The 11,831-nt window shown below is 70.4% G+C and carries 6 protein-coding genes; 4 read left to right on the plus strand and 2 right to left on the minus strand.

Annotated elements, in window-relative coordinates; genetic code table 11:
- Positions 1-11: 11 nt before the first annotated feature.
- From ACFT2C_RS16525 to ACFT2C_RS16535, 3 genes are read left to right on the plus strand one after another with little or no spacing between them, the layout of a single operon-like run.
- A complete protein-coding gene (locus tag ACFT2C_RS16525; RefSeq protein WP_377208153.1) occupies positions 12-1,604 on the plus strand; it encodes an NADH-quinone oxidoreductase subunit M in 1,593 nt (530 codons plus the stop codon).
- Positions 1,601-3,406 carry an NADH-quinone oxidoreductase subunit NuoN gene (gene nuoN, locus ACFT2C_RS16530; RefSeq protein WP_377208154.1) on the plus strand — a complete coding sequence of 602 codons (1,806 nt, stop codon included), beginning with the start codon at positions 1,601-1,603 and terminating at the stop codon, positions 3,404-3,406. The genes ACFT2C_RS16525 and nuoN overlap by 4 nt, the downstream gene beginning before the upstream one ends.
- A gap of 35 nt (positions 3,407-3,441) precedes the next feature.
- Positions 3,442-4,491: a polyprenyl synthetase family protein gene (locus tag ACFT2C_RS16535; protein WP_377208192.1), complete on the plus strand. Its 1,050-nt coding sequence runs from the start codon at positions 3,442-3,444 to the stop codon at positions 4,489-4,491.
- Positions 4,492-4,504: 13 nt separating this feature from the next.
- Here the strand turns inward: ACFT2C_RS16535 and ACFT2C_RS16540 are convergent, their stop codons facing one another.
- Both ACFT2C_RS16540 and ACFT2C_RS16545 read right to left on the minus strand, forming a co-directional pair.
- Positions 4,505-4,774: a DUF86 domain-containing protein gene (locus ACFT2C_RS16540; protein WP_377208155.1), complete on the minus strand. Its 270-nt coding sequence runs from the start codon at positions 4,772-4,774 to the stop codon at positions 4,505-4,507.
- 203 nt (positions 4,775-4,977) lie between these two features.
- Positions 4,978-5,436 (minus strand): nucleotidyltransferase domain-containing protein, encoded by a 459-nt coding sequence (locus ACFT2C_RS16545; RefSeq protein WP_377208156.1) that lies wholly within the window; start codon positions 5,434-5,436, stop codon positions 4,978-4,980.
- Positions 5,437-5,746: 310 nt separating this feature from the next.
- Here ACFT2C_RS16545 and ACFT2C_RS16550 point away from each other — a divergent pair, with 310 nt between their 5' ends.
- Positions 5,747-11,782: an Ig-like domain-containing protein gene (locus ACFT2C_RS16550; RefSeq protein ID WP_377208157.1), complete on the plus strand. Its 6,036-nt coding sequence runs from the start codon at positions 5,747-5,749 to the stop codon at positions 11,780-11,782.
- The last annotated feature ends 49 nt before the right edge of the window (positions 11,783-11,831 follow it).

An 11,831-nucleotide genomic window follows, 5' to 3' on the forward strand; every position in this document is an offset into this window, starting at 1 on the left:
TCGGAGGAGAGATGTTTCCCTGGCTGACCGTGCTCATCGCATGGCCGCTGGTCGGCGCGGCCGTGGTGGGCCTGGGTGCGCTCGGCCGGTCCCGTACCGGCCCCGCGAGCGCCAGGACGGGCCTCGCCCGGCCGCTGGCGCTCCTGTTCTCGCTGGTCGAGGTGGTCCTGCTCGTCGGGGCGTTCGCCGCCTTCGACACAAGCGCGGCTGCTGAGCACCAGCTCGGCGCCACCTACCCGTGGATCCCGCAGATCGGCGTCTCGTACGCGGTGGCCGTCGACGGCGTCGGCCTGCTGCTCGTGGCGCTCGCCGTGGTGCTGGTGCCGCTCGTGCTGCTGGCCGCCTGGAAGGAGCAGGGCCGCGACGAAGTGCGGCTGCGCAAGTTCGTCGGGCTCGTGCTGCTGCTCGAGGCGTTCATGGTGGCGGTGTTCTGCGCCCGCGACGTCTTCCTGTTCTACGTGCTGTTCGAGGCGATGCTGATCCCGGCCTACTTCCTCATCGGCGGGTTCGGGCAGGGTGCCGGACGGCGCAGGGCCGCTGTCAAGTTCCTGATGTTCAGCCTGGGCGGCGGGCTGATCATGCTCGCAGCGGTCATCGCGCTGTACTTCCAGCTTCCGGCGGACCCCGAGACGGGCCTGCGTGCCTCCGACGCGTTCCTCACGACCAACCTGACCGGGCTCGAGATGAACCCCGTGGCCGAGCGCCTCATCTTCATCGGGTTCTTCATCGCGTTCGCGATCAAGGCCCCCATGGTCCCGGTGCACAGCTGGCTGCCCGACGTCGCGGGGAACGCCACCCCGGGCACGTCCACCCTCCTGATCTGCGTGCTGGACAAGGTCGGCACGTTCGGCATGCTGACCCTGTGCCTGCCGCTGTTCCCGGAGGCGTCCCGCTGGGCCGCGCCGTTCGTGATCGCGCTCGCCGCGATCTCGGTGCTGTACGGGGCGATCATGGCGATCATGCAGACCGACCTGCTGCGGCTGGTCGGCTGGACGTCGGTGAGCCACTTCGGCTTCATCATCCTGGGCATCTTCACCTTCACACCGCTGGGGACCGCCGGGTCGAGCTTCATGATGCTCAACCACGGCCTGGCCACCGGCGCGCTGTTCCTGGTGGCCGGGTTCCTCGTGGCCCGGCACCCGGAGAAGTCGCAGAAGATCGCGGCCTACAGCGGCCTGCGGTCGGTCACGCCGGTGCTCGCCGGGACGTTCCTCGTGGCGGGCCTGGCGACGCTGTCGCTGCCGGGCCTGGCCACGTTCGTCAGCGAGATCATGGTGCTGATCGGCGCGTTCAGCGGCGCCCCCGCCGGCTCGGCCGGCTGGGCGATCGCGGCCATCCCCGGTGTGGTGCTCGCGGCGGTCTACGTGCTGCTGACCTATCAGAAGATCTTCACGGGAGCGCCGGCGGCGGGGCTCGACGCCCTGCCCGACCTCAGGGTGCGTGAGCGCATCGTGGCGGCGCCGCTCGTGGCCGGACTCCTGGTGCTCGGACTCGTGCCGGGCCTGGCCCTGACCTATGTGAACGCGCCGGCCGACCAGTCGGCGGCCCTCACGGCGGTCGACGAACCGGCGGACGCCGCCGCGCAGATGGGGAGCGACAAGTGACCGAGTTCGTGGCACCCGAGATCGACTGGTTCGCCCTGGCACCGCTGATCGTGGTGCTGGGCGCGGGCGTGGTCGGCGTGCTCGTCGAGGCGTTCGTGCCCGCGCGGGCGCGCCGCATGACCCAGATCGTGCTGACCCTGGCGGCGCTGGCCGGCGGGTTCGCGTTCATCGCGGTGCTGTGGCCGCAGATCGTGGCGCAGCCCGTGCAGGTGGTGGGCGGCAGCGTGACGCTGACGCCGTTCGCCCTGGGCGCGCAGGGCATCATCGCCGTCCTGGCCTTCCTCGGCGTGCTCGTCGTCGCCGACCGCACGAACACCGGGCAGGACGCGTTCGCGCCCACGGCGTCGGCGGTGCCCGGCACCTCGTACGAGGACCTGGCCCGGCGCTCCGGCCTGGAGCAGACCGAGATCTACCCGCTGCTGCTGTTCGCGGCCGGCGGCATGATGCTGTTCGCCTCCACCGACGACCTGATCGTCATGTTCATCGCGCTGGAGGTGCTCTCGCTCCCGCTGTATGTCCTGTGCGCCACGGCGCGCCGGCGTCGGCTCCTGTCGCAGGAGGCCGCGGCCAAGTACTTCCTGCTTGGGGCGTTCGCCTCGGCGCTGTTCATCTTCGGCGTCGCTCTGATCTACGGGTTCGCCGGCACGGTGCGGCTCCTGGAGATCGCTCAGGCGGTGGGGCAGGGCGGCCTGCCCTTGGAGGGCATGAGCGGGCTGCTCGTGGCCGGCGTGCTGCTGGTGACGGTCGGCCTGCTGTTCAAGGTCGGCGCGGTGCCGTTCCACGCCTGGACGCCCGACGTCTACACCGGCGCCCCCACCCCGATCACCGGCTTCATGGCGGCGTGCACCAAGGTGGCCGCCGTCGCGGCGCTCGTCGAGGTGCTGTACCGCATCTCCATCGGCGTTGGGGCCAGCAACCCGGAGATCATGCGGCAGCTGCAGATAGTGATCGTCGTGGTCGCCGTCCTGACGATGGCCGTCGGCACCGTCGTCGGTTCGGTCCAGACCGACGTCAAGCGCCTGCTGGCCTACTCGTCGATCGCGCACGCCGGCTTCCTGCTGGTGGGCATCGCGGGCTTCAACGCGCCGGTGCAGTCGTCGACCCTCTTCTACCTGCTGGCCTACGGCATCGCCACGATCGGCGCGTTCGGCGTGGTCACGCTGGTGCGGGAACGCCGGATCACGCCGGGTTCCGGCGAGGACAACGGCCCGGTCGGCGACGACGGCGTCGTGCTCGGCGAGGCGACCGAGATCGCGCAGTGGGCGGGCCTGGGCCGCAAGGCCCCGTGGCTGACCGGCGCGTTCGCGCTGTTCCTGCTGTCGATGGCGGGCATCCCGCTCACCGCCGGGTTCATCGCCAAGTTCGGCGCGTTCACCGGGGCGACGTCGGGCGGCCTGTGGTGGCTCGCGGTGCTCGGCGTGCTCGCGTCGGTGGTCGCCGTCGCGTTCTACCTGCGGCTGCTGGTGGTCATGGTGTTCCAGCGGGCGCAGGACGAGCCGGCGGAGTCGCGGGTGGAGCTCGCCGAGACGACACCGGGAGCCGAGCCGGGCGAGGCCGAGATCTCGACCAGCGGGGGTGGGCTCGAGGTCTCGACAAGCTCGACCAGCGGGGGCGGCAGCGCGACCGCCACCCTGGCCAGGGTGCAGGTCACGACCGCGCAGCGGGTGGTCGTGACGGTGGTGCGGTCCCGCGGACCGGCCGCCGTGGCGATCGCCGTCTGCGCGATCGTGACAGTGATTCTCGGCGTTTTCCCGTCCCCGGTTCTCGGTCTGGTGGAACAGGCAAGTAAGTTCGTGCCGTGACCTCCGCACCGCTGCCGCCCCAGACGACGACGGGTATGTCCGCGTCGGCTTCTCCGGCCGCTCCGTCGAACCTGCCCGACCCGACCGCGCTCGGCCTGCCGATCTCCGACCCGGAGCTGGCGTCGCGCCTCGCGGACCGGCTGACGGGCGTCGACGAGGCGCTCCTGGAGGCCGTCGCCAGCGCCGACAAGCTGGCCGACGGCGCCTCCCGGCACCTCATCGACGCCGGCGGCAAGCGGTTCCGCCCGCTGCTCACCCTGCTGACGGGTGAGCTCGGCGACGGAGCCGCCCGCGGCGTCGTCGACGCGGCGGTGGTGGTGGAGCTGACGCAGGTCGCCTCGCTGTACCACGACGACGTCATGGACTCGGCGCCGATGCGGCGCGGGGCGCCGTCGGCCCACATGGTGTGGGGCAACTCGGTGGCGATCCTCGTGGGCGACATGCTGTTCGCGCGGGCGTCCGCGCGCGTGGCCGAGCTGGGGCCCGAGGCCGTGATCTTGCAGTCCAAGACGTTCGAGCGGATGTGCCTCGGCCAGCTCCACGAGACCATGGGCCCCGACGACGGCGAGGACCAGGTGGCCCACTACCTCCAGGTGCTGTCGGACAAGACGGCGTCCCTGCTGTCGGCGTCGGCCCGCCTGGGCGCGATGCTCGCCGGCGCGCCCAAGGAGCAGATCGAGGCCGTGGGCGCGTTCGGCGAGAAGGTGGGCGTCGCGTTCCAGCTCGCCGACGACGTGCTCGACGTCGCCTCGACCGGCGAGACCTCGGGCAAGACGCCGGGGACGGACCTGCGCGAGCACGTCCCGACCATGCCGGTGCTGCTGCTGCGGCAGCACGTCGCCTCGGACGCGGCCACCTCCGATGACCGGGACCTGCTCGCCACGCTCGACGGCGACCTGTCCTCGGACGAGGCGCTGAACGCCGCGGTGGAGCGGCTGCGCGCCCACGCCGTCCTGACCGAGACGCGCGACCTGGCCGTGCAGTGGGCGCGCGCCGCCTCGGCCGAGCTGGCCCCGCTGCCGGAGGGACCGGTCAAGGAGTCGCTGGCGCAGTTCGCCCAGGTTTTAGCGGACCGCGCGGCGTGAAGGACGGGGTCATTCATGCGGTGTCGAGACCGGGCGGTAGCACTATTGGGTCACCGGGCCGCTCCGGCAGCCCCAGATCGCGCACGAGCTGTGGCATGAACACCGCGAGCACGTCCCAGACCACATCGTCGTTCACCTCGTCGTATGCGTGGGCTGCGATGTTGCGCATCCCGGCGATCCGACGCCAGGGCACCTTGGGGAAGTGGTCCCGCACTCGGCTGTGCAGCTTCTCGCAGACCGTCGCGACCTCGATGATCAGATAGGTCGCGGCCGCGCGCGTCATCCAACCCTGTTCCGTGTGGAAAGCTGCGCGGCCGTTGCTCACGATCTCAGCGGACCGCGCAGCGAACTTCGTGAGGTCGCCGAGCCTGCGCCGTGTATGTTCCGGATCGTACGGCCGCCTGGTCAGGTCGGCCCTTGCAGGGGTGCCCGAAGGTGGCGTGACGGCTCGTTCGAACCGTGGAGGTCCGTCTGCGCTCTGGCTGGTCACAGGGCAAGCGCTTCGCGTCGCGCCTGCTTAGCCGCTCGCCCGGTCGACGCGTCGTCGACGACGTCGACCTCGACGGTCAGGAGGTCCTCCAGGTCCTGGACGAGGTCGAAGTACGCAAGCCGAGCCGCCGTGTCGGGGAAGGTGACCAGCAGGTCGACGTCGGACCAGACAGTATCGGCCCCCCGGGCGATCGAGCCGAAGACCCTGGGATTGCTCGCGCCGTGCCGCTCGACCAGAGCGACCACCTCGTCGCGGAGGCCGGCAAGAAGGTCGCCGGGCCGCGCCTGCAGCGCTGCGGTGAGCTTGCGGCGGACCGGCTCGGTCGCGCTGCGGTGGCCCTTCTCGATGGCGGCGATGGTCGGTTGGTGTACACCTGCGATCGCCGCCAGGCGCGCCTGGGAGAGTCCGAGCGCCGTCCGCCGGATGTGCACCCACGTGCCGAACTCAAGATCCATGAGTTGACGATAACAGGCTTGTTATCGTCCGGCGAGGGGCCTCGACGCCGATCCGGAGCTGATGCCGGTCGGGCGACGAGCCGGTGGTGCTGGACCGTTCCGGGCGACGCCACACACACCATCTGGTGACCTAGAACTCTTCGGGACACACCCCTACAATCTGGACGTGTCCCGGGCGGGCTGTATGGGTAGTCCTGCCCATCAAAACTCCGGGACGATTCACCCACCACCCCGGTAGGGTGCTCCCGTTGCGCCTGTGTGTGTAGACCGGGCGAACAGACTTCCGTGGAGTGATGAAAGAGGAGGGCGCATGAGCTTTGTCTCACGCGTGTATGAAAATCGCCGGTCAGCGGCATCGATCGGTGTGGTAACCCTCTTCGGCGCGGGGCTGGTCGGCTTCGCGCTCCTCTACGACGGCGAGGCGACGGCGGAGGTCCAGCTCAACGACTCCGGCGTGTGGGTGACGCAGACGGCGTCGGGCAAGCTGGGCCGCTTCAACTACGAGGCCAAGGCCCTGGACGGCACGCTGCTCGCGAACTCGACGAGCTTCGACGTCGAGCAGGACGCGCAGCGGGTGCTGCTGAACAGCGTGGGCGACTCGTCCGCGAGCCCGGTCAACCCGGCGCTCCTGGCCCTGGACGGGACGATGAAGTTCCCTTCGGGCGCCAAGGTGGCGGCGGGCGGCGCGACGACCGCCGTCTACGACGGCGAGACGGGCAGGACCTGGGTCCTCCCGTTCGACGGCGCGGTCGCGTTCGACGAGAAAGAGCTCAAGCCGACGCTGAAGGCCGGCAAGGGCGGCGAGCTGACGGTCAGCAACGAGGGCACGGTGTTCCTCGCGGTGCCGTCCGAGGGCAAGCTCTACTCGATCCCGACCGGCGCGCAGGGTACGGCGGAGGACCCCGAGGAGTCCGACCTCCCCGTCGAGACCGATGCCGAGGTGCAGGTCTCCGCCGTGGGCGACGAGCCGGTGGTGCTGGACCAGTCCACGGGCACGCTGGTGCTGCCGGGCGGCGACACGGTCGAGGTCGAGGACGGCGCGCAGGCCATGCTGCAGCAGCCGTCCGGCGATGCGGACAACGTGGTGCTCGCCACCACCAAGGGCCTCGTCTCCCAGCCGCTGGGCGGCGGGGATGCGACCACGCGTACAGCGTCCGGCAGGCCGTCGGCCCCCGTACAGCTCGGCGGGTGCACCTACGGTGCCTGGTCCGAGTCCGGCCAGGTCGTCCGCGACTGCCCCGGCCCCGACAACGACGTCGACCAGGTGCTGGAGGGCGTGGACGCCACCGCGAACCTGGTCTACCGCGTGAACCGGAACATCGTGGTGCTGAACGACGTCAACGACGGCACGTTGTGGATGGCGGCGGACGAGTTCGAGAAGGTCGATGACTGGGACCTGACGATGCCCGAGGACGCCGAGGGCGACAAGACCGAGTCCGAGGACACCACCCCCGAGCAGGTCGACCAGTTCGTGGCCGAGCGGAACAAGGCCAACCGTCCGCCGGTGGCCAAGCCCGACACCTTCGGTGTCCGGCCGGGCCGCACCACCGTGCTGAACGTGCTGGGCAACGACGTCGACCCGGACGGCGACGTCATGACGGCGTCCGTCAAGACTGCGCCGGACGGCAACATCGGCGTCGACCGCGTGCTGGACGGCGCGGCACTGCAGGCGAACGTTCCCGCCGACGCGACCGGCACCACCACGTTCGAGTACGAGGTGAACGACGGCCGCGAAGGCGGCACCGCTACCGCGTCGGTGGACGTCAAGGTGGTCCCGCTCGAGGAGAACAACGCGCCTGCTCAGTCGGGTGAGCCGGTGCTGCAGGTTGGCCAGGACGGCCTGGCGACCATCAAGGTGCTGCCGTACTTCAAGGACCCCGACGGCGACGACATGTTCCTCTCCAGCGCGAGCACTGCCGACCCCCGGGACGAGGTGCGGTCCCGTCCGGACGGCACCATCGAGTTCCGGGACGGCGGCACGTCCATCGGCCGCAAGATCGTGGACATCACCGTGTCGGACTCGGCCGGCCTGCCGGTGGAGGGCAAGCTCAACGTCGACGTCGTGGCGACCAACGTGCCGCCGATCGCGGTGCAGGACCACGCCACGGTGCTCACCGGCGAGCCGATCACCGTCGACCCGCTGAAGAACGACTACGACCCGAACGGCGACAAGGTACGCCTGACGGCGGTCGCCGAGGCCGACCCCGCGACGATCACCACCAACGCGACGGCGGGCACGTTCAAGTTCCAGAGTGACGAGCCCGGCTCGTACGACGTCACCTACCAGATCACCGACGGCCCCAACCCGGCGATGGGTCTGGTGCGGGTGGACGTCGTCGACCCGCCGGACAGCGCAGGCTTGCCCGTCGCGGTCTCGGACCAGGTGCTCCTGCCGACCGGTGGCTCGGCCCTGGTGGACGTCCTCGCGAACGACACCGACCCCGCGGGCGGCGTGCTCGTGGTGCAGGGCGTGACCGTGCCCGCCGACGCCCCGGTGAAGGTGGCGGTCCTGAACCACCAGATCCTCAAGGTCTCCGAGGTCAAGCGGCTCGACGGGCCGGTGGTCGTCGACTACAAGGTGGCCAACGGCACAGGAACCGCCACGGGTCAGCTACGCGTGGTGCCCATCCCGGCGCCGGCCCAGCTCCGGCCGCCGGAGGCGGGCCCCGACACCGCCACCGTGCACACGGGGGACGTGGTGACCATCCCGGTGCTGAAGAACGACACCCACCCGGACGGTCTGGAGCTGACGCTCAACGACGAGCTCCAGGAGGCACCGTCGCCTTCGGAGGGTGAGGCTTTCGTCTCGGAGGACACGGTGCGCTTCCGCGCGGGCGACGAGGCCGGGACCGTGCACGCCGTCTACGAGGTGGTCGACTCCAACGGGCAGAAGGACTCCGCGCAGGTCACCATCAATGTGGTGGACGACGCCGAGAACGCCGCGCCGGCGCTACCGGACATCGAGGCGCGGGTGCTCAGCGGCGGGATCGTGCGGATTCCGCTACCGCTCGACGGGACTGACCCCAACGGCGACTACGTGACGCTGAGCTCGATCTCCAGTGCTCCGTCCAAGGGCACCGCGACGATCGTCGACGGCTTCATCGACTACCAGGCCTCGGGCGACGAGACCGGGCTCGACCAGTTCACCTACCAGGCGACGGACACTCGTGGTGCACCCGCCGAGGGCACCATCCGCGTCGGTATCGCGACGACCCCGGCGAGCAACCAGTCGCCCCAGGCCACCGACGACGAGACGACCGTGCGGCCCGGCCGCACGGTGGCGATCGCGGCGCTCGACAACGACTCCGACCCCGACGGCGACCAGATCGGTCTGGTGGCCAAGGGCTTCGAGGGCACGGACGACCTGAAGCCGAAGGCGGTGGGCGACGACGTGGTGGTCACCGCGCCGGGCGCCGAAGGCGCGTACTCCTTCTTCTACGGCATCCAGGACAGCTACAAGGCCCGCGCGAGCGGCGCCATCACCGTGAACGTGGACAAGGACGCGCCCCTGCTGCACCCCATCGCGCACGACGACGTGGTCACCGCCGACGACGTGGAGGGGGCTTCGAGCGTGACGGTGAACGTGCTGGACAACGACGTGGACCCGGACGGCGTGGCGGCCGACCTCGACGTGACCGTGGACGAGGGCATCGAGGGCGTCACGATCACCGAGTCGAAGGCGATCGAGGTGCAGCTCACCGAGAGCGCGCGGGTCATCACCTACACCGTGACCGACATGGACGGGCTGGAGGCCAAGGCCTTCGTGCGCGTGCCGGGCGACCAGTCGCGCCCGCACGTCAAGTCCGGGCTCGGGCCGCTGCAGGCCACGAGCGGCGAGCCGCTGACCATCGAGCTCGAGAAGTACGTGGTGGTCCGCGAGGACCGGAAGCCGCGCATCACCGAGGACGAGACGGTCAAGGCCCTGGAGGGCACGGCCAAGATCATCGACGCCGACACCCTCGAGTACACCTCGGTCGAGGACTACGCAGGCGCCGCGTCGGTCAGCTTCGAGGTGACCGACGGCGACGGGCCGGACGACCCGGAGGGCCTCACGTCCGTGCTGACCCTGCAGATCGACGTGACCCCCTCCAAGAACATGCCGCCCAAGATCACGGGCACCCCGGTGCTCGAGGTCGCGGCCGGCGAGGACAGCTCGGTCGACCTGGGCCGCTACGTCAAGGACCCGGACAAGGACCCGCTGACGTTCGACGTCGAGAGCACGGGGGACATCGCGCCGTCGGTCACCGGGACAACGGTGTCCGCCCAGGTGGAGCCGTCCGTCCCCAAGGGCACGTTCCAGGAGCTGCCCTTCACGGTCACCGACGGCAAGAACCCGCCGGTGAACGGAACGCTCACGATCAAGGTCGTCCAGTCCATCCGGCCGCTGACGCAGACCACGCCGGACGAGGTGCCCGACGCCCACCAGGGCGAACCGGTATCGGTCCCCGTGCTCGAGAACGACGTCAACCCGTTCCCCGAGGACCCGCTGAAGGTGGTCGGCGCGGTCGGCGAGACCGGCAGCGGCGACGTGACGTTCAGCGACGACGAGGTGGTCGTCACCCCGGACGCGGAGTTCCACGGCGTCATGACCGTGCGCTACACGGTGCAGGATGCCACGGAGGACCCCGACCGCCAGGTCGACGGCATGGTGAAGCTGACCGTGCTGGGCGCGCCCGAGGCCCCGCGGGCCCCGCGGGTCGAGGAGGTGCGCTCCGAGACGGTGGTGCTCTCCTGGGACCAGCCGAACAACAACGGCGCGGACATCACGGGCTACACCGCCCGGGCGAGCAACGGCCAGGAAAAGCAGTGCGCCACGACCACGTGCACGTTCGACGGGCTGCAGAACAACGTGAAGTACACGTTCACGGTCGTCGCGACCAACGAGGTGGGCGACTCGGACCCGTCGCCGGCGTCCCGCGAGGTGCGGCCGGACGAGAAGCCGGACCAGCCGGAGCCGCCGACGCTCAAGTTCGGCGACCAGCAGGTCACCGTCTCGTGGCAGAACCGGACGTACACCGACCGCTCGCCGATCGAGTGCGTCAACCTGGAGATCAGCCCGCCGCCGACCGACGGGGTGACCCAGAAGACGTGCGTCACCGGCAGCTCGATCGTGTGGTCAGGGCTGGAGAACGGCACCGCCTACACGGTGCGGGTCCAGGCGAAGAACGCCGCCCCCGACCCCTCGGACTGGTCGGACCCGTCAGCGCCCGAGACCCCGGCGGCGCCGCCCGCGCAGCCGGCCGCCCCGACGGCGAGCCGCGTCGACACGGCGGTCGGCGGTCAGATCGACGTGTCGTGGACCGCTCCGGCCAACAACGGCGACGCGGTCAAGACCTACTACCTCGACGTGTACCAGGACGGCAGCAAGACCAGGACGATCGAGGTGCCGGGAGCCACGTCGCAGCGGGTGCAGGACCTGAACCCGGAGTCGTCCTACACGTTCACGGTGCAGGCCGAGAACAAGGCGGGCAGGTCCCCGGTCAGTGCCCAGTCCGCCGCGCAGCCGGCGTACGGTACGCCCACCGTCCCGGGTGGCGTGCAGGCCGGCAACCCGAGGGACCGGCAGGCCGACGTGAGCTGGAACGCCATCGCGAGCACCGACTTCCGGGGACCGGCGCACCGGTACGAGGTGCAGGCCAACGGGGCGGGCGGTAGGTCAGTCGGGGACACCACGTCCTATACCTACCCCGGCCTGAACAACGGCACGTCGTACACGTTCCAGGTCCGTGCCTGCAACCAGTACACGTGCTCCGACTGGTCGACCGCCTCCAACGCGGTGGTGCCCTACGGCCCGGTGCCTACGCCGTCGATCACGGCGACCGGCGGCGACCAGAAGGTCACGTTCACGTGGGACGGTCGCGCGACGAACGGGCGGGCCATCCAGTCGGTCCGGGTCACCGGCGCGATCAACAGCACCGCGCCGAGTGGTACCGAGTCCGCCACGGCCGGCTACAGCGACAACAAGCAGGCGTGCGTCGAGGTCACGGACACCGAGGGGCAGAAGGCCTCCAACTGCGACGACGCGACGTCGGACGCGAGGCCGAACCCGAAGGCCTGGGTCACGCGTGGCCCGGGCGTCAACACCAGCGACTGCAACACCTCCGCGTGCGCCTACTTCGTCGTCAACTGGGCGGACTTCAGCACCGGAAACCACAGCGTTGAGTGCTGGTCGGGCACGAACCCCGCTGAGTCGGGCTGGCACAACATCGTGGGCAGCGGGCGCAGCACCACCCGCAACTTCGGCTCGGCGAACGGCAACCTCCAGCTGAGCTGCTACTACGGCTACGCCAACACCGACGTGGCCGTGCGGATCGACGGCACCCTCTACGAGGCCAGGAAATGGTAGAACCTGGCGGGTGGTGACCGGCCGCCGCGCCGTCGGCGGCCGGTGACGC

This window comes from Promicromonospora sp. NPDC057138 (genome assembly GCF_042670845.1).
Lineage (GTDB): Bacteria > Actinomycetota > Actinomycetes > Actinomycetales > Cellulomonadaceae > Promicromonospora.

Bases quoted from the DNA above. Each gene is read 5' to 3' on its own strand.
- ACFT2C_RS16540 (WP_377208155.1), bottom strand. From the start codon at position 4,774: ATGACGCGCGCGGCCGCGACCTATCTGATCATCGAGGTCGCGACGGTC.
- ACFT2C_RS16525 (WP_377208153.1), top strand. From the start codon at position 12: ATGTTTCCCTGGCTGACCGTGCTCATCGCATGGCCGCTGGTCGGCGCG.
- ACFT2C_RS16550 (WP_377208157.1), top strand. From the start codon at position 5,747: ATGAGCTTTGTCTCACGCGTGTATGAAAATCGCCGGTCAGCGGCATCG.
- ACFT2C_RS16545 (WP_377208156.1), bottom strand. From the start codon at position 5,436: ATGGATCTTGAGTTCGGCACGTGGGTGCACATCCGGCGGACGGCGCTC.
- ACFT2C_RS16535 (WP_377208192.1), top strand. From the start codon at position 3,442: ATGTCCGCGTCGGCTTCTCCGGCCGCTCCGTCGAACCTGCCCGACCCG.